This window comes from Microbacterium sp. K41 (assembly GCF_004794395.1).
Classification (GTDB): domain Bacteria; phylum Actinomycetota; class Actinomycetes; order Actinomycetales; family Microbacteriaceae; genus Microbacterium; species Microbacterium sufflavum.
Genome location: NZ_SSDO01000161.1, coordinates 37086 through 56637, shown reverse-complemented (window position 1 = coordinate 56637; position 19552 = coordinate 37086). Strand labels below are relative to the sequence as shown.

The 19552-nt window shown below is 69.7% G+C and carries 17 protein-coding genes and 1 pseudogene; 10 read left to right on the top strand and 8 right to left on the bottom strand.

Annotated features, from left to right (window positions below):
- The 3 genes and pseudogenes from DW309_RS04215 to DW309_RS04205 form a co-directional block, all read right to left on the bottom strand.
- A pseudogene (locus DW309_RS04215) lies at positions 1-516 on the bottom strand (transposase); the annotation flags it as partial.
- Between the two features lie 26 nt (positions 517-542).
- Positions 543-1868 carry a VCBS repeat domain-containing M23 family metallopeptidase gene (locus DW309_RS04210; protein WP_136044649.1) on the bottom strand — a complete coding sequence of 442 codons (1326 nt, stop codon included), beginning with the start codon at positions 1866-1868 and terminating at the stop codon, positions 543-545.
- A 137-nt stretch (positions 1869-2005) separates the two neighbouring features.
- Complete coding sequence (locus tag DW309_RS04205; RefSeq protein ID WP_136044648.1) at positions 2006-2266, bottom strand: hypothetical protein; 261 nt, start codon at positions 2264-2266, stop codon at positions 2006-2008.
- A 169-nt stretch (positions 2267-2435) separates the two neighbouring features.
- On the opposite strand from DW309_RS04205, the gene DW309_RS04200 reads away from it, so the two are divergent.
- The 3 genes from DW309_RS04200 (at position 2436) to DW309_RS04190 (ending at position 4906) form a co-directional block, all read left to right on the top strand.
- Positions 2436-2741, top strand: coding sequence for a DUF7882 family protein (locus tag DW309_RS04200; RefSeq protein ID WP_136029383.1), 306 nt, complete (start codon positions 2436-2438; stop codon positions 2739-2741).
- A gap of 32 nt (positions 2742-2773) precedes the next feature.
- Positions 2774-3292: a hypothetical protein gene (locus DW309_RS04195; protein ID WP_136044647.1), complete on the top strand. Its 519-nt coding sequence runs from the start codon at positions 2774-2776 to the stop codon at positions 3290-3292.
- 210 nt (positions 3293-3502) lie between these two features.
- On the top strand, positions 3503-4906 hold the full coding sequence (locus tag DW309_RS04190; RefSeq protein ID WP_136037116.1) for a DivIVA domain-containing protein: 1404 nt from the start codon (positions 3503-3505) through the stop codon (positions 4904-4906).
- A 63-nt stretch (positions 4907-4969) separates the two neighbouring features.
- On the opposite strand, the gene DW309_RS04185 is transcribed toward DW309_RS04190, so the two are convergent.
- Positions 4970-5248 carry a hypothetical protein gene (locus DW309_RS04185; protein WP_136044646.1) on the bottom strand — a complete coding sequence of 93 codons (279 nt, stop codon included), beginning with the start codon at positions 5246-5248 and terminating at the stop codon, positions 4970-4972.
- A gap of 477 nt (positions 5249-5725) precedes the next feature.
- Here DW309_RS04185 and DW309_RS04180 point away from each other — a divergent pair, with 477 nt between their 5' ends.
- Positions 5726-6340 carry a TetR/AcrR family transcriptional regulator gene (locus tag DW309_RS04180; protein WP_136037115.1) on the top strand — a complete coding sequence of 205 codons (615 nt, stop codon included), beginning with the start codon at positions 5726-5728 and terminating at the stop codon, positions 6338-6340.
- A 12-nt stretch (positions 6341-6352) separates the two neighbouring features.
- On the opposite strand, the gene DW309_RS04175 is transcribed toward DW309_RS04180, so the two are convergent.
- Positions 6353-7501, bottom strand: coding sequence for a low temperature requirement protein A (locus DW309_RS04175; protein ID WP_136044645.1), 1149 nt, complete (start codon positions 7499-7501; stop codon positions 6353-6355).
- Positions 7502-7864: 363 nt separating this feature from the next.
- Between DW309_RS04175 and DW309_RS04170 the strand changes: the two genes are divergently transcribed.
- The 6 genes from DW309_RS04170 (at position 7865) to DW309_RS04145 (ending at position 17456) form a co-directional block, all read left to right on the top strand.
- Positions 7865-9391: a sugar transferase gene (locus tag DW309_RS04170; protein WP_136044644.1), complete on the top strand. Its 1527-nt coding sequence runs from the start codon at positions 7865-7867 to the stop codon at positions 9389-9391.
- The gene (locus DW309_RS04165; RefSeq protein ID WP_136044643.1) at positions 9391-10080 is read left to right on the top strand and encodes a hypothetical protein; all 690 of its coding nucleotides are present in this window, start codon (positions 9391-9393) and stop codon (positions 10078-10080) included. Before DW309_RS04170 ends, DW309_RS04165 begins: the two co-directional genes overlap by 1 nt.
- A gap of 121 nt (positions 10081-10201) precedes the next feature.
- Positions 10202-13897 carry a fibrinogen-like YCDxxxxGGGW domain-containing protein gene (locus tag DW309_RS04160; RefSeq protein WP_136044642.1) on the top strand — a complete coding sequence of 1232 codons (3696 nt, stop codon included), beginning with the start codon at positions 10202-10204 and terminating at the stop codon, positions 13895-13897.
- Complete coding sequence (locus DW309_RS04155) at positions 13894-14598, top strand: CDP-alcohol phosphatidyltransferase family protein (RefSeq protein ID WP_136029366.1); 705 nt, start codon at positions 13894-13896, stop codon at positions 14596-14598. The genes DW309_RS04160 and DW309_RS04155 overlap by 4 nt, the downstream gene beginning before the upstream one ends.
- 16 nt (positions 14599-14614) lie before the next feature.
- On the top strand, positions 14615-15955 hold the full coding sequence (locus tag DW309_RS04150; RefSeq protein ID WP_136029364.1) for an O-antigen ligase family protein: 1341 nt from the start codon (positions 14615-14617) through the stop codon (positions 15953-15955).
- A complete protein-coding gene (locus tag DW309_RS04145; protein ID WP_136044641.1) occupies positions 15945-17456 on the top strand; it encodes a lipopolysaccharide biosynthesis protein in 1512 nt (503 codons plus the stop codon). Before DW309_RS04150 ends, DW309_RS04145 begins: the two co-directional genes overlap by 11 nt.
- Positions 17457-17477: 21 nt before the next feature.
- Here the strand turns inward: DW309_RS04145 and DW309_RS04140 are convergent, their stop codons facing one another.
- From DW309_RS04140 to DW309_RS04130, 3 genes are read right to left on the bottom strand one after another with little or no spacing between them, the layout of a single operon-like run.
- Positions 17478-18044, bottom strand: coding sequence for a glycosyltransferase (locus DW309_RS04140; RefSeq protein ID WP_136044640.1), 567 nt, complete (start codon positions 18042-18044; stop codon positions 17478-17480).
- Entirely contained in the window at positions 18041-18490 is a 450-nt protein-coding gene (locus DW309_RS04135; protein WP_136029358.1) for a glycosyltransferase family 28 protein, read from the bottom strand. Before DW309_RS04135 ends, DW309_RS04140 begins: the two co-directional genes overlap by 4 nt.
- A gap of 4 nt (positions 18491-18494) precedes the next feature.
- The gene (locus DW309_RS04130) at positions 18495-19406 is read right to left on the bottom strand and encodes a glycosyltransferase family 2 protein (protein ID WP_168387168.1); all 912 of its coding nucleotides are present in this window, start codon (positions 19404-19406) and stop codon (positions 18495-18497) included.
- Between the last annotated feature and the right edge of the window lie 146 nt (positions 19407-19552).

The following is a 19552-nucleotide window of genomic DNA, read 5'->3' as shown; positions in this document are numbered from 1 at the left end:
GGGCGCGAGTGTCGGCACCTCCCCGGCCACGGCCTCGCGGACGTCGTCGCCCGACGCGTTCGGCTCCAGGGCGCGCAGGAGTCGTCCCGACGCCACCGCCGCCGCCGCGTCGGGGTCGAAGAAGGCGGCGGAGATCGTCTGCTCGACCGCGTCCAGCGTCGCCGTCGTCACGCGTTCCCCGCGCGACTGCGCGAGCTGTCCCGCCGCCTGCGCCAGCCGTCGCGTGAGGGCGCGCCGCTCACGTCCGAGCTTCGCCAGCGCTGCGGCGTCGAGGTCCGCCTGCGCCTCCCGCAGCTCGGCGGCCAGGCTCAGCGCCTCCCCCAGCTGCTCCGCCCTCTCCCGAGCGAACACGTTCACGATCCACGCCGCGACCGAGGGCTTGCGCAGCTCTCGCACGGCCGCGGCGGTGGCGGCATCCGCGGTGTCCTTCGCGCGAGCGGTGCGCGCCGCCACGAAGTCGCCCGGCGACGCCGCGTACAGGTCCGCGACGATCTCGTCGAACGTGGAAGCCGCCATGCGCCCACGATACGCGGCGCCAGACCCTACTCGATCGTGAGGTGTCCGCCCCAGTCGGAGCCCACGAGCGTCTTGGTCCCGAAGGTCCCGTCGCCGAGACCGCTGTACAGGTAGACCTCGCCCGCAGGGGTGCGTCCGAGGAGGTCCGCCCGGCGGTCGCCGTTGTAGTCGACCCCGCCCGTGAGCGCCGTGAACTCGATCCACCCTTCGCCGACGACCCGAGCCGTCTGGAAGCCGTAGTTCGCGCCACGGTAGAAGTAGAGCGTCCCGGTGTCCGACGCGGCGATCAGGTCGCCCTTCCCGTCGTTGTCGAAGTCGCCGCCCACGATGAAGTGGAAGCCCTCCCACCCGACTCCGAGTGTGGTCACGCGCCCGGTGAAGCCGCCGGAGCCGTTGCCTTCGTACAGCGACATCGCCCCGTTGGGGGCGACGCCGATCACGTCCTGTCTGCCGTCGCCGGTGAAGTCGGCGCCGGAGACGATGTGCAGCAGGCCGTACCAGCCGTTCCCGATCGCGGTCCCGGCCGCGAATCCTCCCGCACCGTTCCCGGCGTAGAACTCGAGCGTGCCGTCGGATCTCGCCGCGATCAGGTCGGCCTTCGTATCGCCGTTGAAGTCGGCGTGGGTGACGTGGCGACGGCTGCCGCCCCAGAGTCCGAGGGCCGTGGTCGCCGCGGCGAACGACCCCTGGCCGTTGCCGGTGCGCAGACGCAGGTCGCCGTTGCCGGCGACCACGAGTACGTCGGCGTTGCCGTCGCCCGTGTAGTCCGCGGAGGCGACGGTGCCCGAGCCGGTGCCGAGACCGGGGAAGAACAGCGGGATGGTGGCACCGCGCGTGACGTTCGACAGGCACGTGAAACCGTTGTTGATCTGCGAGTAGACGCGGCCGTTCAGCCACACCTCGAAGTGCAGGTGGTAGGCGGCGGAGTTGCCGGTGTTGCCGACCACGCCGATCTGCTGGCCCCGCAGCACGCGGGTGCCCGGCGGGTACCACGCGGTGCTGGCCATGTGGGCGTAGCGGGTGACGTAGCCGCCCGCGTGCTCGATGTCGGTGTAGTTGCCGTATCCGCCGTTCGACGTGCGCGTGCGGACGACGCCGTCGTAGGCCGCCAGGATCGGGGTGCCGCCGTTGCGTGAGATGTCGATGCCGTCGTGGGCGCGGTAGTTGCCCAGACAGCCGTCACCGACCTTGGACTGGATGTTGCCAGACGCCGGGTAGACCATGTAGCCGTCGGGCGCGGCGGCCACGGCCGGGTCGCCCGTGGTGAACGCGGGAGCCAGGGTGCCGAGCATCACCGCGAGCACGGCGACGATCCCGATGCGGCCAAGGCGCAAGCGGGACGTGCGCTCCATCGTGACGTTCTCTCTTGCTCAGCGGCCCCAGGGACATCATGTCCACCGCGGTCACCGTACCAAGCGCGGAGCGCGATATCCGTCAGCGCCACCCCGCGGGCGATGGATCGGTCGGGCGGGTTCCGGCGCTGTCCGCGTCAGAGCAGCTCGTGGTCGAAGAAGTCGCCTCGGGGGAAGATCGCGACCGGAGGCTCGTCGGGTTCGACGTCGTGCGGTTCGACCGAGATCACGACGTGACTCATCGGGGAGACGAGCACGTTCACCCGCGACCCGTCCGCCACGGTGAACGCGACGAATCCGCCTCCCGCCCGGACCGCGGCGTCGATCTCCTGCTTCATCCCGTCCGCCGACTCACCGGGTGCGAGCACGAAGCCGACATCGTTCACGACGATCCGCACGCGCGCCGTCCTCTTCGCCTCATCTGCCACTGCCGTCACCTGTCCCGTCTGCGCGTTTCCGAGGCCCGCCTGTCCGGCGACAATAGGCCTCCGGCTCCTCACACCGAAGGGGGTTGCGCCGATCAGGGATGAGAGGCAGAGGGCCTCGGAGCGGTGTACGGTCAGCACTATGGGCAGACTCCGCTACGACGGTCATTCCGACCCGATTCTCATCGAGGATGAGACCCTGGCGCACCTGAAGATCGTGATCTCCACGAAGCTCCGTCGACAGGAGAGCTTCATGATGACCTGGCTGCCCGTCGCAGCCGGGGTGGACAAGCGCGCGACGATCTGGATCCACCCGGCCATCCCGCTCCAGTTCGGCTTCGACGCGGCGGAGCCGCCCCGCATCGACCCGCACCGCGTGCAGGAGATCATGCAGGCGCTCAACTCCTCCGGTGAGCTCGTGCTGGACGCGCTCACCGCACCCCGCTGAACGGACCGCCGTTCCGCCCACACGGATCAGTCGTGGTTCCCACTCTCCTTCTCTTCGGACTGCTCATCCTGGCGATCATCGTCGGGGCCGCCTTCCTGCGCCCGTGGCTGAACCGCAGCACCGCGGCCGCAGGACGCCGCGCGGGCGACCGCTTCGCGCGAGACCAGCTCGACAAGGCCCTCGCCGAGTTCGGTCGCACGCTGCGGATCCACGCGCCCGCCCCGGAGGCACGGGAGCTCCTGACGATGGCAGCGGCTGCGGGCAAGGACTTCCTCCCGCTGGATGACGGCGCCATCGCCATCCGCTTCGTCGACCCCGACGACACCGTCGTGCGCGTGACCGCCGACCCGATGGGCGCGGTGCTGCGCGTCGAGACCTTCCGCGAGTACATGGGGTTCCCGCAGACCACGGCGCTGTGGACCGAGTTGCGCTCCCGCGTCGCGGCGGCGGCGGGGGCGCGGGGGATCACGGTGTCCGACGGGCCGCCGGTCTCGTACGTCCGTGGCGCGCTGCTCGACGATCGCAATGCCCGCTGGTCACGCTCCGGATGAACCGTCCGTCGGCACCGCCCTCCCCGGTGTGAAGAGGGGCTCACGATCCACAGCCGGCGCAACTAGGCTAGGACCGCGTCGCGCCCGGCACAGCGTCCGCTGAGGACACGGTCGCGACGTGCGCCGGGCGGCCTCCTCGTCCGTGCGTGCGATCCCGTTCGGCGGTCGGAGCCCCCGCTCCGCGTCCGGACACGCCAGAAAGGCCCAACCATGAGCGACTCCCCGGACGGCTCCCGCGACGAGCGGTCGCCGGACTTCTTCGACCAGCTGATCGAGACGGCACCGCGCGACCAGCAGTCGTCGTCGGCGTCGAACGCCGCGTTCACGATCGGCTTCCGCGGCTACGACAAGGGCGAGGTCGACGCGGCGCTCGCCTCCCTGCGGGCGCAGGTGCAGCAGCTGTCCGACCAGCTCGCCGAGACGCAGACCAGGGAGACCGAGTCGGTCGAGGCCATCCGCGCGGAGGAGCGTGAGGCGCGCGAGGCGCTGGAGAGCGAGCTCGCCGCCGCGAACGCCAAGGCCGCCGACGCCGAGCAGCAGGTCGCCACGCTGACCTCCGAGCTCGTCGACACCCCGCAGCCCGATGGCGAGGAGGCGCCGTCTCGTCAGCAGTTCGAGGCGATCCTGCGCGTCGCGGAGGAGCAGGCGAACGTGCTGATCCAGAACGCCGCCGTGCAGGCCGACCGGCTCATGGCGGCGGCGCGCGAAGAGGTCGCCGCGCAGCGCGCCGAGGCCGAGGCCGACGCCGATCGCATCACTTCGCAGGCCCAGCGGGACGCCGACCAGGTGCGCCTGAAGATGGAGACCGAGTACACGGCCCACGAGGCGCGCATCGAGCGGGAGGCGTCGCACGCCGCCGAGAAGGTGAACCAGGCGTCGCAGGAGGCCACCGCGATCCGCACGGAGGCCGAGAAGGGCGCGGCGGCGCTGCGTTCGCTCGTCACGAGGGAGACCACGCAGCTGCGGGCGGATGCGGAGCGCGAGGTGCGCGAGATGAACGCCCGCGTGCTCGAGTTCGAGGAGACGCTGACCCGTCGCCAGGACGACGCGCAGCAGGAGTTCCTGGTGCTGCACAACCAGGCCGTCGCGCACGCGGAGCGCATCACGACCGATGCCAACGAGCAGGTCACCGCTTCCCTGGAGCACGCGCAGCGGATCTCCGCGAAGGCGGACGACTACGAGCGGCTCATGCGGTCGCAGGCGCAGGCGATCGAGGCGGACGCGCAGGTGCGCGCGAGGGAGATCCTCGACCGCGCCAGGGTGAAGTCGCAGAAGATCGTCGATGCGGTCACCGGTCACACGACCGCGGTGCTGCACGACGCCGAGGACCGCACGCGGCAGCTGCGCTGGCAGCAGCAGCAGCTGTCGAGCTTCATGGCCGAGGTGCGCGAGCTCATCCGCCCCGACGGCATCTTCAGCGACGATGCGCTGCCCTCGTCGATCGCGGTCGCCGAGGCCACGATCGACGACGAGGACGAGTCGGGTTCGGAGGCCACCGAGACGGTCGTGGAGACGTTCCTGGGCGACGAGGTGCTGGACGACGAGCTCGACGACGACAGCCCGCTCGAGAAGATCACGATCGACGTGGTGGAGACCGACGACAGCAAGCGGTAGAGCCGGACACGACGAAGGCGCGAGCAGCTCTCTGCTCGCGCCTTCGTCGTGTCGTCGGTGTGGTCAGGCCCTGGCCCGGCGCACGCGGCGGCGTCCGGAGCGCGGCACGGACCGGAGCCCGGAGCGCGGTGCGGGCCGGGCCGCAGCGTCGAGTGCGTCGCAGGCGTCGTCGAGCGAGGCGTAGGTACCGAGGTCGGTACCGCGCTCGTCGCGCAGCACGTGTGCGGCGCCGTCGAACTCGACGAAGCCGGCGAACTCGCCGCCGCGGGTGGCGACGTGCACGTCGATGTCGGCCTGCTTCCAGGTGAGGGGGTCGGACGGAGGGACGGTGGTGGTGCTCATGGCGATGCTCATTGCTATGTGGCGGGCACGCAGGGCGGTCCGCAAGTGAGGAGATCGAAGGCGGCGTCGCGCGCGTCGATGTGCGCGAACCGTGGATGGGCCCTGATCAGTGGCGACGCGGCGGCCGAGAGGGGCGAAACGCACACGTTGCATCGTCAGTCTAGCAGAGATGCCGTGACGACGGGTTCGGGGGCGCGACGGAGGAGGTGGGGACATCGCTCCGCCGCGCACGCTGCCGAGCGAGAGTTCGTCAGGCAGCGGTTGCCGGGGCGACGGGGAATCGCGCGCGCGGCGTGGTCGACGATCGGGCGCTGGGGACGCTCACGATCGCGATCCATCCAGTGCATCACGGGATTGGTCAAGTGTCAAGTTTTTCTTGGATGAGTGTCCAGTTTTTACTTGACGACTGTTCAAATCCGTGACGGTGCCCACTAGCATGACCGATACCGAACGCAGGGACGGAGTCGAGACGAGACGATGAACACAGCGATCAAGAGGGCCGAGCGCGCCGGAACCGACAAGTTCGCCCTCCGTCGACGGAGCCTGGCGGAGGCCGCGCTGGAGGCGATCGCCGAACGCGGGTTCGCCCGCACGGGGCTGCGCGAGATCGCCCAGCACTCCGAGCTCTCCCACGGCTCGCTGCACTACTACTTCACCGACAAGAACGACCTCATCGCGGAGGCCGTCCGCATCTCGCGCGGCCAGCCGGCCGAGCGCTACGCCGCCATCATCGAGACGGCGACCACCCCCGACGAGCTCGCCGGGCGCGTGGCCGACGAGATGGCCAGGAGCCTGAAGGACGACGCGTCGCTGCACCGCCTCTGGTACGACCTGCGCAATCAGGCACTGTTCGAGTCCGGCTTCGGCGACACGATCGAGCAGATCGAGCAGATGCTGCAGGAGGCGATCGGCGAGGTGCTCGCGCGCTACGCGGAACTCGCCGGGAAACCGTGTCGCTTCGACGCCACCCTGGCGTACGCCCTGACCGACGGCATGCTCCAGAACGCCCTCATCCGCCATCTGCGCGGCGACGCGGAGGCGATCTCGCGACTGCGTCAGGAGTGCCTCGCCCTGTTCGCCGCCTGCGTCTGAGCGGCGCGGCGCCTACGTCCCCGCCGGAGCCTCGGCCTCGCGCGTGACCGGCGGTCGGAGCACGAGCACGACCACGACGGCTGCCAGGATCAGTGCGGTGAGCGTCACCGGTACCGGCAGCACCGGATCCAACAGCACGAGTGCCGCTCCGGTCGGCACCACCGTGTTGACCACACGGTCGGCGTTCTCCTTGATCGCGATCCACCAGACGCCGAGGAGGAACACCGCGATGGGGACGGTCACGGTGAACGAAGCGGCCATGCTCGACAGGTGGCTCTCACCGGTGAGCACGTCCAGCTCCACCTCGATGCCTGCCGAGAAGGCGGCGGCCGCCGCGAAAACGAAGTAGTGCGTGTAGCCGTACCGCAGCGACCGGCGGAACGAGGTGATCGCGCGGTGATGCGGCGGCCAGAAGTAGATCCACCAGAGCGAGGCGGTGACCACCAGCGTGAGCACCGAGATCGCGATCAGCGGCCCGAGCGCCTCGACCTCGTCGAGCGCGTCGATGATCGCGTTCGCCGAGGCGAGCAGGCTCTCCCCCAGCACGATGAGAGTGAACAGCCCGTAGCGCTCCGTGATGTGGTGCGGGTGCCACGGGGTCTGCCGGCGGTATTCGGCGAACACCGGGACGGAGATCTCGATGAGGGCGAACACCACGAACGCCACGAGCTGGGCGGGGCCCGTCGGGATCAGGAGGAACAGCACCCAGAGCACCTGCACCCCGGCGATGCCCGCCGCGTACCGGCGGGTGGCGGAGCGCAGCGCACCGGCCGACCGTGAGGCCCTGAGCCACTGCGCGACCATGGCCACGCGCATCACGACGTACCCGATGACCGGCACGGTGAAGTCGCCCTCGTCGAAGGCCCGCGGCACACCGGCAGCGAGGATGAGCACCCCGCCCATCTGCACGAACGTCGTCACGCGATAGAGCCAGTCGTCCGTGTCGAACGAGGTGGCGAACCACGTGAAGTTCATCCACGCCCACCAGATCGCGAAGAACACCATCGCGTACGACGTGATGCCGTGGACGAAGTCGCCGTGCGAGAGGGCGTGGTGCAGCTGTGACGAGGCGATGCTCACGGCCACGACGAACACCAGGTCGAAGAACAGCTCGAGGGTGCTCGCGGTGCGATGCGGCTGCGCCGGATCACGGGGCAGCATCGTTCGCAGGCGAGAACGAGGAGAGGGTGGGGGCGCCGTCACGGCGTCAGGATAGCGCCCGGGCCGCGCCCGACCGCGCACCACCCGCGATGGGGTTTCATCCATTCCCCGGATTTGTCTTCCGTTTCCTGGCCGCGTCCGCTACAGTGTTCCAGGTCTGCAGCGCCTGCTGCACGAAGCCGCCGGTTGGGACGGCGCCTTCGACTCCGAGATGTGGGATCACGGAGTTCCAGCAGGACCCGAGGGGTCGGGACGCAGACGACTGCCGTGAACGTGGGGTTCACGGTCTGGGGATATCAAACTGGGGAAATCAATGTCGCACTGGGGAATTCTGCGTACATTCACGGCTCAAGGGGCCTCGGCATGACGTCCGTCGAGGATGCTCTGAGCATCTCTCGCACGGGATTCGTTCCGGCCACCGCTCCGCGGGCCACCACGTCGTCCACGCGCCCGGCGACCACGCCGCGCGCTTCGGCGACGCTGGAACGGCGTCGGCAGTGGGAACGTCACTATCGGATGCGGCTGCGGATCACGGATGCGGCTGTCATCCTGATCGCCGTCGCTCTGACGGTCGCGGTCCAGCTGACCTCCGGCGTCGTGGCGATCGAGGCGGGGCGCAACGCTGCTCTGCTCGGCCTCGCCTGGTATCTGATGCTGTCGGCGCTCAACACCCGCGACGCCGCCATCTTCGGTTCCGGGGCCACGGAATACCGCCGCGTGGCACACGCCAGCGGCCTGGCATTCGGCATCACCGCTATCGCGGGCGTCCTACTGGCGTGGGAGGGACTGCAGCCGCTGTTCCTCGTCGCGCTGCCTGTCGGGACGTTCGGGTTGCTCGGCGCGCGCTGGGCCTGGAGACGGTGGCTGCAGCGCCGCCGGATCCGGGGCCAGTACGCGTCGCGCACCCTGGTGGTCGGCGCGACCGAAGACGTCGAGTATGTGATCACGTCTCTGCAGAAGGGCGCAGAGAACGGCTACCACGTCGTGGGGACGACGCTGGTGGATCGCAAGGCCGGCGCGTTCGCGATCGGGGAGAGCATCTACCCGGTCGTCGGCGATCTCGACAGCGTCGCCGCCGCGGCAGCCCAGCTCGGGGCGGACACGATCATCGTGGCGAGCCGTCCCGATGGAGACCCCGACTTCGTCAAGCAGCTCAGCTGGCAGCTCGAGGGCACCGCCGCCGAGCTCGTGCTCTCGAGCCGACTGACCGACGTCGCCGGTCCTCGCATCTCGCTGCGTCAGGTCGACGGCCTGCCGCTGATCCAGGTGAAGATCCCGACGTACGAGGGCGGAGTGCACGTGCTCAAGCGCGCGCTCGACATCTTCGTCGCGACGGTCGCGCTGATCCCGATCGCCCTCGTCACCCCGGTGCTGATGGCGCTCATCAAGCTCGACTCGCCCGGACCCGCGTTCTTCTTCCAGGAGCGCGTCGGCCGCGACGGCCGCCGCTTCAAGATGGTGAAGTTCCGCTCGATGAAGACCGATGCCGAGCAGCAGCTCGCTGCCCTCAAGGCGCAGAACGACGGCGCCGGTCTTCTGTTCAAGATGAAGGACGACCCCCGCGTCACCCGCGTGGGAAAGGTGCTGCGCAAGCTGTCGCTCGACGAGCTGCCGCAGTTCTGGAACGTCCTCACCGGCGACATGAGTGTCGTCGGGCCTCGTCCGCCGCTTCCCAGCGAGGTCACGGCGTACGACGGCACCGTGTTCCGCCGCCTGTACATCAAGCCCGGCATCACGGGCCTGTGGCAGGTGTCCGGGCGCAGCGACCTGTCGTGGGACGAGAGCGTGCGCCTCGACCTGCGGTACGTCGAGAACTGGTCGGTCATGAATGATCTGCAAATCATGTGGCGGACCGCGAAGGTGATGATCCAGCCGAAGGGGGCTTACTGATGAATGACGAAGGACAGGTGATCGAGGGCGAGAAGGCGCCCGCGACGCACCGCAGACGATGGATCGCGATCGGTGCCGTGGCACTGCTCGCGCTGGGCGCCGCAGGGGTTGGCGTCGCCCTCGTGACGAACAACGGCGGAGCGCCGTCGGCCTCGTCCACCCACAAGCCCGTCGACGACGGCGACGAGGACAAGGCGGCATCCGAAGATCCGCTGAAGTCCGTCCCGAAGGTGGTCGACGGCCCGATGAGCGATGACCAGGACGCCGAGGTCAAGCGGGCGACCGCGGCCGCCGACGCCGTGGTCGCCGCCCTCGACGAGGTCAGCCAGCGCGGCGACGGCTCGGCGGTCGGCGTCGACGCGGTCGCGACCGGCTGGGTGCTCGGCGAGGTGCAGTCCCACGCACGGGAGCAGATGGACCTGGGCTACACGCAGACGGGCAAGGCGGTCGTCACGAGCGTCACCCCGACGGCGGTGGACCTGGCGTCCTCCCCCGCGACCATCACCCTCAAGGTGTGCGTCGACGTGTCCGACATCGACGTGAAGGACGCGGCGGGCAACTCGCTCAAGGACTCGCTGTACAACCCCGGCCACCCCGTGGCCCACATCTACGGAGCCGTCTTCGAGGACGACACCTGGAAGATCTCGTCGCACGAGATCCCCGACGTTCAGGACTGCCCCGCAGCCTGACCTCCCCCACACCCCCCGGGGGATCGCCGATCTCTCGAACACCCGAACGTGGCTCACCCGCACCTGGAGCGACTCACCCCCGAGTCGCTCCAGGCGAGCCTCACACCCGAAGAAGGACTCCATGAACACTGCAGCACCCGCGCGGAGAGTGAAGGCGACCCGCGCAGCCGCTGGCGCCATGATCGCCGCGGCCGTCCTGGTGGGCTCACTGCTCACCCCGCTCGCGGCGAACGCCGCACCCCCGGCACTGCCGGACGGCCTCTCTCAGGAGACCGCCGCCGCGTCGTGCTGGGAGATCAAGCAGAACTACCCGCAGTCCACCGACGGCGTGTACTGGCTGGTCACCCCGGCGCTCGTCGCGCCGGAGCAGTTCTACTGCGACCAGACCACGTCCGGCGGCGGCTGGGTGCTCATCGGCCGAGGCCGCGAAGGCTGGAAGGAGGGGTACAACGGTTTGCGCACCGCAGCCCAGATCCGCAACACCCCGACCGGCACCGACGCGTTCCAGCCGGCACAGCTGCCGGCCGCGACGGTCGACGGACTCCTGAACAACGGCCGCGTCGACGCGCTGGCCGACGGCATCCGCCTGCGCCGCGCCACCAACACGGCCGGCACCCCGTGGCAGGAGGGCCGGTTCACGTTCACGCAGCGCGATCGCTGGGTGTGGACCTTCGGCGCCGAGCACCGCGTGAAGAACTACAACTTCGACGGCTCGACCGGCACCGGCGGTCAGACCAACAACTTCGGCAACAACAACCAGCTGCGCCGCGTCGTGTTCAGTGAGCAGGCGTCGCACAACTACATCAACGGGTGGGCGTTCGGCTCGAGCATCGGCGGCAGCACCGCGGCCACCTCGTACCTGTGGGCCCCGTCGGGCCAGGGCTACGCGCGGCCGTTCACGCAGGTCTTCCTGCGGCCGCAGCTGAAGCTCGCGAACCTCGACTTCGGCGCCGTGCCCGCCTCGGGCACGCCCGCCTCCACGGTCGCGGCCATCCCGGAGAGCAACGCCATGACCACCGTCTGGGGTGTCTCCGGCTTCGCCAACGGCAGCAGCGGCGAGCTCAACACCGAGGTGGCCGAGTTCGGCGAGGTCGCCGGCAAGGTCTTCGTCGGCGGCAACTTCCGCTACGTGCAGCGCAACGAGGGCGGCACCGGTCAGGTCGAGCAGCCGTACCTCGCGGCCTTCGACGTGAACACGGGCGAGTGGGTCTCCACGTTCCGTCCGCAGCTCAACGGTCAGGTCAAGGCCATCACCGGTCTGCCCGACGGCCGCGTCGCGATCGGCGGGCAGTTCTCCACGGTCAACGGCACCCCGCAGGCGGGCATCGCGATCCTCGACCCCACGACCGGGCAGCTCTCGGGCTGGCAGGTCAACGCGGAGCACCGGGCGACCGGCAGCGTGCCCTACGTGCGCGACCTCGACGTGCAGGGCGACTTCCTGTACGTCGCCGGTGCCATGACGCACCTCACCGCGGTCGGCTCCACCATCAGCGCGAGCACCTGGAACGGCGGTCGCATCAACCTGACGACGGGTCGTCCCGACACCAACTGGAACGCGTTCCTCAACGGCAGCTCGATCGCCGTCGACGCCTCCGACCAGGGCGACCGCACCTACTTCTCCGGCTACTTCAAGATGAAGCAGACCACGTCCACCCCGAGCGCGGCCGCCATCCAGACCGCCGCGGGCGCCCCGCTGGTCGACCCGCTGTGGGTGCCGAAGTTCAGCAAGGCCACGCTCAACGCGGACGGCTCCTACTCCGGCAACATCTGGCAGCTCGGCGTGACCGAGGCCGGTGGGAAGGTGTGGCTCGGCGGCTCGGAGCACTCGCTCTTCGCCTACGACCGGAACACGTTCGAGCGCGTCGGCGGGTCGATCACGAAGAACGGTGGCGACTTCCAGACCGTCGAGCACAACGCGAACCTCGTGATCGGCGGCTGCCACTGCGGCCACTGGGTCTACCAGGACGCGTACTCGTGGAGTGACGTGGGCACCGGCTGGACGCAGGCCGACAAGATGAACCTGATGGGTGCGTGGGACGCGCAGACCGGCAAGTTCGTGGCCGCGTGGTCGCCCGTCGTGCAGGCTCGCGCCGGCTACGGCGCCTGGGGCACGTTCTTCGACAGCACCGGCGTGCTGTGGGCCGGCGGCGACTTCAGCCGCTCGGTCAGGGCGGGCGAGGTCAACCAGTGGTCGGGCGGGTACATCCGCTTCGCCCCGCGCGACACCACCGCTCCCACGACGCCGGGTGCAATCACGGCGACCCCCGGCAACGGCGGCACCGAGGCGACGCTCACCTGGGCGGCCTCGACCGACACCGGAGGCGTGACCTACGAGGTGCTGCGCGACAACCGGGTGATCGCGTCGACGACATCGGCCACCTACACCGTGCCGATCACGGAGACCCCGACGAACTACTTCGTCCGGGCACGCGACGCCGCGGGCAACCGTTCCGCGAGCACGGCGGCCTACGTCGCGCAGCCCGCACCGGCCTCGGCGCTCACGTTCATCGAGAACGGCTCGACCTGGTCGTGGCGGTACTCGTCCGACGCGCTGCCGTCCGACTGGAACACGCTCGCGTTCGACGACGCGTCGTGGAACACCGGCAAGGGCCTGTTCGCCCGCGGGGTGGCATCGGCGACGACCAACATCGACCCGACGAACCTCGCGACGAAGCCGCTGAGCGCGCAGTTCCGCAACGAGTTCCAGGTCACGAACGCGCTGAGCGTCGTGAACGGCAGCATCTCGGTCATCGCGAACGACGGCGTGGTGCTGTACCTCAACGGCGTCGAGCTCGGACGGGTGCGGATGCCCGCGGGCACCCTCACGCAGAACTCCTACGCGAACGGCGTCGTGTCGCACACGACCGCCGCCGCGAACCGGGTCGTGTTCGAGGTGCCGCAGGGCGTGCTCGTGGACGGGACGAACGTGCTGGCCGCCTCGGTCCACGCGAACTACCGCACCACTCCGGACCTGAGCTTCGACCTCGCCTTCACGGCGGAGCGCGGCCAGGCGCCGGCGGCTCCGAACCCGGTCACGGGTCTCTCGGGGACCACCACTCTCGATTCCGCCACCCTCACCTGGACCGCTCCCGCGAGCGGCACCACCCCGCAGTCCTATGTGATCAGCCGGGGCGGCCAGCAGGTCGGCACGACGGACGCCGCGACGACGACGTTCACCGAGAGCGGCCTGACCGCCGCCACGGCGTACGACTACAGCGTGGTCGCGGTCGGGATCGGCGGTCTCGCGTCGACTCCCGCGACGGTCCAGGTGACGACGGCGACTCCGCCGTCGGACAACGAGCTGCCGGTCAGCGTGCCGAGCGGTTCGGCCTGGTCGTGGCGCTACTCGGCCGATCCGCTGCCGGCGGACTGGAACGCGGTGGCGTTCGACGCCTCCTCGTGGGCGAGCGGCTCGGCCGTCCTCGCCCGCGGGGTCGCGACGGCGGCGACGAACATCGACCCGACGAACCTCGCAACCAAGCCGCTCAGCGCGCAGTTCCGGCACTCCGTCACGGTGACGGACGCCGCGAGCGTCGCGAACGGCACGGTCACGGTTACGGCGGACGACGGTGTCGTGGTATACCTCAACGGGGTGGAGCTCGGGCGGGCGAACCTCGGGGCGGGGACCCTGACGCAGAATTCGTATGCCACGGCGGCACCGCGGGCGACCACGGCTGCGGCCAACAAGGTCACCTTCGCGGTGCCCGCCAACCTGCTCGTGGAAGGGACGAACGTGATCGCGGCGTCTGTGCACGCCAACTATCGCGGAACTCCCGACCTGAGCTTCGATCTCGCATTGGACATGCCTCGTAAATGACGAAAATCTCCTACGCAGACGCGCGTCGAGCGCTCGCCTCCGCACAGAAAGCGGGGGCGGGCGTTCCCGCGTACCTGCGCTGGATCAATCGACCGCTCGGCGGCAGGGCCGCCGTGGTCGCCGCCACCTGGGGCGCCAGCCCCAACGGGGTCACGGCGGTCAGCGCGTTGTTCGGCCTCGCGGCCGTCGTCGTGCTGGCCGGCGTCACCGCGTGGTGGGCGGGGCCGCTCGCGGCCGTGCTCCTCCTGATCGGGTACATCCTGGACTCCGCCGACGGCCAGCTCGCGCGCATCCAGAAGCGCGGCGGCCCCGCCGGCGAATGGCTCGATCATGTGGTCGACGGTGTGCGGGCCCCGCTCGTGCACATCGCCGTCGCGGTGCACCTGCTCCGCACGGACGCGTGGCCGTGGTTGGTGCTGGTCGCCGGCCTGTTCTCGGTGCTCGTGTCCGGCTGGTTCCTCTCCCAGCTCCTCGCCGAGAAGCTCCTCCCCAAGACTCCCCCTTCCCCGGACGACGGACGCCGTGGCATCCTGGAGTCGTTCGTCAAGCAGCCTCAGGATCCCTCCACGACGTATGTCGTCCTGGCGTTCATCGGACTGCCGTTCGCGTTCGCGGTGCTCTACACCGCACTGTTCGTCTGGCACGTGCTGATCTTCGCCGGCTCGCTCCGCCGCAAGTACACGCAGCTGACCGCACTCTGAACCTGGACGCATCCGCATGGCACTCATCTCTTCACCGAGCCGTTCGCTGATCGCAGCGACCGGTCAAGACCCCAGCCTGGAGGTCGAGCCGAGATCGCTGCCCGCCTGGCCGGTGCTGACCGTGCTGTGGGGCTACCCGCTGTTCTGGCTCCTCGGGATGCTGCCCTTCGCGTCGGTGATCATGGCGGTGCCCATGGTGGCGCTGCTGATCATGCGGCGGCGCATCCTCATCGTCCCCGGCATCCTGCCGTGGATCGGGTTCGTGCTGTGGATGATCCCGTCGGCGCTCATGATCGATCAGCTCGGTCGCGGCGTCGGCCTCGGCGTACGCATCAGCCAGTTCCTCGCGCTGGCGATCATCATGGTCTACATCGTCAACGCGCGCAGCTCGCTCACGCCCAAGCGCATCTTCAACGGGCTGACCTTCATCTGGCTGTTCGTCATCGTGGGTGGCTACCTGGGGATGCTGTTCCCCGAGGTGCAGCTGACCATGACGATCGGTCGGCTGCTGCCGGACGCGATCTCGAGCAACGACTACGTGTCGGAGCTCGTGTTCCCGACCCTCGCCGAGATCCAGACGCCGTGGGGAGCTGCCGAGCCGTTCGTCCGCCCGTCGGCACCGTTCTCGTACACGAACGGCTGGGGTGCGGCGATGGCGGTGCTCACCCCCATCGCGATCGGCACGGCGATCGGCCACCGCACCGCGCGCGCCATGTGGTTCCTGGTGATCGCCCTCGTCGCCGCGATCCCGCCGGCGATCGCGACCACGAACCGCGGCCTGTTCCTCGGCATCGCGGGCGCGATCGTCTACGTCCTGTTCTGCCTGCTGATCCGCGGACGCTTCCTCGCCTTCTTCTGGGTCACGGTGCTGGGTATCGCCGCGGCCGTCATCCTCTTCCTCTCCGGGTTCCTCGACGGCATCGTGGCCCGCCAGGAGACGGTCGACACGACCGAGGGACGCGGCAACCTCTACGCGGAGACCTGGGAGCGGACGCTGCAATCGCCGGTCATCGGCTGGGGCGCTCCCCGGCCCAGCACCTGGAGCGAGATCTACGTCGGCACGCAGGGCGCGATCTGGAACGCCATGTTCTGCTTCGGGCTGGTCGGCCTCGTCCTGTTCCTCGGGATGATCGTGATGGGCGCGGTGCGCACGTTCGACGCGCCGAACCTGTCGGCGGTGTGGATCCACGCCAGCGTGGTCGTGGCGGTCGGCCTGTCGATCTTCTACGGCCTGGACAGGCAGCTGGTGTTCGTCGGCATCGCCCTCGCGGTGCTGCTGCGGGAGAAGTATCTCGGCAAGTCCTCGTACTGGACACCGCAGCCGACGCCGTTCGCGAAGGCGGCGAATGAAGAGTGAGGGGCTGGCGAAGAGTGGTCTGATCAGCCTGTTCGGCTCCGCTTTCGCCGCCCTCGCCGCCCTGCTGCTCACCGCGATCGTCGGTAACACCCTCGGTGCCGACGGGACCGGTCTGTTCTTCCAGGCGATGGGGATCTTCACGATCCTCACGCAGGTCCTCCGGCTCGGGACCAACAGCGGCATCGTCCGCTACATCGCCGAGCAGCGCGCTTTCCACCGCGTGGGCGCGGAGTGGCGCATCGTGATGTTCGCGCTCGGACCGGTCGCGGTGGTCTCCGGGCTCGTATCGCTCGCGGTCTGGCTGCTGGCCGACGCGCTCGGCGACTGGCTGGCGACCCCGAGCGACTCGGCCGCTCTGGCCGACCTGATGCGCGCGATGGTGCCGTATGTCGTGGTGGGCGCCCTGATCGGCGTCCTGCAGATCGCGGCGCGCATGCTTCGGGGCGTCACTGCCTTCACGCTGCTGCAGAGCATCCTGCTCCCGGCCAGCCGACTGCTGACCGTGCTGCTCGCGGTCTCGGTCGCCGGGGTCGGCGCGTGGGGAGCGTTCGAGGCGTGGCTGCTGCCGCAGCCGTTCTGGCTGGTCGTGACGCTCGTGGTGATCGCGGCGCCGTTCGTGCGCGACTTCCGCCGTCGCCGGGAGAGCACGCCGGGCACGCGACCCACGATGGGCGAGTTCTGGCGGTTCAACGCCCCGCGCACGGTGAGCTCTGGCCTGGAGACCGCGCTCGAGTGGTCGGACGTGCTCATCATCGCCGCGCTCGCCTCGCCCTCCGCCGCGGGCGTGTACGCGGTCATCACCCGTGCCGTGCGCGCGGGTGGCGTGGTCGACAAGGCGATGCGCGTGGCGGTGTCCCCGACGATCTCCGCTCTCCTCGCCCGCGAGAACTACGCCGAGTCCACACGACTGCACACCAAGGTCGTGCGGGCGATGATCCTGATGAACTGGCCGTTCTACATGCTGCTCATCTCGATGGGCCCCGCGGTCCTCGGCATCTTCGGCTCGGAGTTCCGCTCCGGGTGGGGACCGATGGTGCTGCTGGCTCTGGCGATGATGTTCCAGACCGCGTGCGGCATGCTGCAGAGCATCCTCCTGCAGGGCGGGAAGAGCACGTGGCAGATGTACAACAAGGCGATCGCGCTGGCTGTGAGCATCGGAGGCAACCTCGCCCTCGTGCCGCTCCTGGGGGTCTGGGGTGCCGCGATCACCTGGGTCATCGTGATGCTGGCCGACAACCTCATCGCCGCCCTCCAGGTGCACCGCCTGATGCATGTGGACCTGCAGCCCTCGAAGCTGCTCGTGCCGATGCTGCCGCCCGTCTTGATCTTCGGCGGGGGCGGACTCCTGTTCACGTGGTTCGCGGGGTCGAGTCTGCTCGTGCTGCTGGTGGCCGGTGTCGTGCTGTGCGCGGTGTATGCCGCCGTGCTCTGGCTGTTCCGACACGCCCTGCACATCGAGACGCTGTGGCGCCGGATCCCGTTCCTCGGCCGCTGGGCCTGACGGGAGTCCGGCGCCCGAGCGTCAGCGCCGCAGCTTGGTCGCGATGATCGCAGTCCCGCTGCGGAACAGGCGCGGGACGAAGGCGAACCACGGCGCGCGGCGGACCGGCTGCTCGAGCAGGGCGCGCACGGTGTCCGCCCCCGGCGTGGCGATCGTCCCGGGGGCTTCCGCGCCGCCGGAGAGCGCACGGTCGAGCTGGGCGGCGAGTTCAGCGGAGGACAGGGCGCGCCGGATGATCCCGAGCTCGGCCATCTCCGCGCTGAACACGAGCTGGTGATCGTCGACCACCTCGCCGTCGCCGGGCACGCGCGGCACGACGATCGGCACGATGCCCAGGGCACGCATGTCCATCACGCCGCCGGCGCCGCCCTGGAGCACGACCGCGTCGGCCTCCCGGCACAGCGTCAGGAGTTCGGTGTAGGGCAGGATCTCGACGTTCTCGGCGCCGTCGACCGGAGCGGACGGGCCGTGCTGCATCACGAGGCGCACGCCGGGGTTCCGGTGCAGCCACTCCTCCACCCACTGCGAGAGCCGGTCGAAGGGCAGGTGGTACGTGCCGGCGGAGACGACGACCAGCGGCGCGCTCACAGCACGACCCCCACGTTGCGCGACCCGGGGTAGAACCGGCGCATCCGCTCCCACTGCACGAGGAACTCGTCCGCGAACGGGTAGACGAGTCGCCCGCTGAGGCCGGGTGAGGTGATGCGGTCGACGGGCTCCAGGTACACCGTCCGCGCCCCGAAGAACCGCGCCTGGGTGAAGAACGGCAGGGCGATGGCCGCGCCGGTCGAGAACACGATGTCGGGCCGCTCCTCTGCCAGCACGCGTCGGGCGAGACCGAAGTTGCGCAGCAGATTCGGCACGTTCCGCACGGTCGGGTAGTGGATCTCGTACACCTTCTCGTCGGCGAGGCGCGAGCGCGCATCCTCCACCGGGAACGTGGCCCAGCATCGCTCGTGCTCGCCCCACCAGTCCCGCAGCGCCAGCGCCTGGGTGAGATGCCCGCCGGAGGAACAGGCGATGAGGATCTTCATGGCGTCAGATCCCCCGGCCGAGCTTCTGGACGACCTTCGTGATCGCCTGCGGGGTCACGAGCTTCCACGAGATGGCGATCGCGAGCGCCGCCTTGACCTGCTTCGGGTTGTGGCGGAGCGCGCGCCAGGCCCACGAGCGGGCCTCCTTGCCCTGCCCGGCCGAGGCCAGGGAGAACGCGACCTGGGCCTCGATGCGACCGAGGGCCGCGGGGATGGTCGCGAAGTCGGGGTGCTTGCGCAGCAGGTACTGCAGGGCCTCGGCGTACGCGGCCCACTTCCCGAAGTAGTACGACTGCCCCGTCCACAGCACGCGCACCAGCGGCTCGTTCACCACGGTCACGAGCCCGAGGGAGGAACCGCGCAACAGGATGTCGTAGTCCTCGCCGTAGCTGCGCGGAAGCTCCTCGTCGATCAGTCCGAGCTCGCCCAGGAGCACCTCGCGCCGGAACATCAGGCTCGACGAGTGCAGGCCGGGGTTGCGGTTGCGCAGGAAGTCCTCGTGAGTGAGGTCATCGGATGGCACACGGCGGACGATGCGGTTGGTGCCGTCGTCGACGACCATGGCGGTGCCGACGATGATCGCCTCCGGCTTCTCCTCGAAGCGGCGCAGCTGCGCGGCGAGCTTGCCGGGGAGCCACTCGTCGTCGTCGTCGAGGAAGGCCACCAGCCGCCCCTCCGCGGCCAGGATCCCCGAGTTGCGCGCGCCGGCGAGTCCGCGGGTGCGGGTGTTCGAGATGCCGCGCACCGTCCACCCCTCCGGCACCTCGACGTCCGGCACCTCGATCGGGCAGGCGTCGAACACGATGACGACCTCTCCCGTGGCCGAGGTCTTCTGCGCGAGCACGCTCTCGACGCCGAGCTTCATCAGCTCCGGTCGGTTGTGTGTCGGCAGGACGACAGAAACATCCAACTGCATGGTCACTCCCCTTATGTGACGCGTCCGACCCACGCCGTCGGCGTGCGTCAGAATCCCCTGAGATACACCGGGCCCCATCCCGGCGCGAAGTTCGCACTGCCATCAGCGCGGACTTCGGGTTAGTATAGCGGCTGGCGTCTCTACGG

What these genes read in the sequence shown, in the direction of transcription:
- DW309_RS04210 (WP_136044649.1), bottom strand. Translation starts at nt 1,868, where the DNA reads ATGGAGCGCACGTCCCGCTTGCGCCTTGGCCGCATCGGGATCGTCGCC.
- DW309_RS04200 (WP_136029383.1), top strand. Translation starts at nt 2,436, where the DNA reads ATGGGCAGACTCCGCTACGACGGTCATTCCGACCCGATTCTCATCGAG.
- DW309_RS04190 (WP_136037116.1), top strand. Translation starts at nt 3,503, where the DNA reads ATGAGCGACTCCCCGGACGGCTCCCGCGACGAGCGGTCGCCGGACTTC.
- DW309_RS04185 (WP_136044646.1), bottom strand. Translation starts at nt 5,248, where the DNA reads ATGAGCACCACCACCGTCCCTCCGTCCGACCCCCTCACCTGGAAGCAG.
- DW309_RS04180 (WP_136037115.1), top strand. Translation starts at nt 5,726, where the DNA reads ATGAACACAGCGATCAAGAGGGCCGAGCGCGCCGGAACCGACAAGTTC.
- DW309_RS04175 (WP_136044645.1), bottom strand. Translation starts at nt 7,501, where the DNA reads ATGCTGCCCCGTGATCCGGCGCAGCCGCATCGCACCGCGAGCACCCTC.
- DW309_RS04170 (WP_136044644.1), top strand. Translation starts at nt 7,865, where the DNA reads ATGACGTCCGTCGAGGATGCTCTGAGCATCTCTCGCACGGGATTCGTT.
- DW309_RS04165 (WP_136044643.1), top strand. Translation starts at nt 9,391, where the DNA reads ATGAATGACGAAGGACAGGTGATCGAGGGCGAGAAGGCGCCCGCGACG.
- DW309_RS04160 (WP_136044642.1), top strand. Translation starts at nt 10,202, where the DNA reads ATGAACACTGCAGCACCCGCGCGGAGAGTGAAGGCGACCCGCGCAGCC.
- DW309_RS04155 (WP_136029366.1), top strand. Translation starts at nt 13,894, where the DNA reads ATGACGAAAATCTCCTACGCAGACGCGCGTCGAGCGCTCGCCTCCGCA.
- DW309_RS04150 (WP_136029364.1), top strand. Translation starts at nt 14,615, where the DNA reads ATGGCACTCATCTCTTCACCGAGCCGTTCGCTGATCGCAGCGACCGGT.
- DW309_RS04145 (WP_136044641.1), top strand. Translation starts at nt 15,945, where the DNA reads ATGAAGAGTGAGGGGCTGGCGAAGAGTGGTCTGATCAGCCTGTTCGGC.
- DW309_RS04135 (WP_136029358.1), bottom strand. Translation starts at nt 18,490, where the DNA reads ATGAAGATCCTCATCGCCTGTTCCTCCGGCGGGCATCTCACCCAGGCG.
- DW309_RS04130 (WP_168387168.1), bottom strand. Translation starts at nt 19,406, where the DNA reads ATGCAGTTGGATGTTTCTGTCGTCCTGCCGACACACAACCGACCGGAG.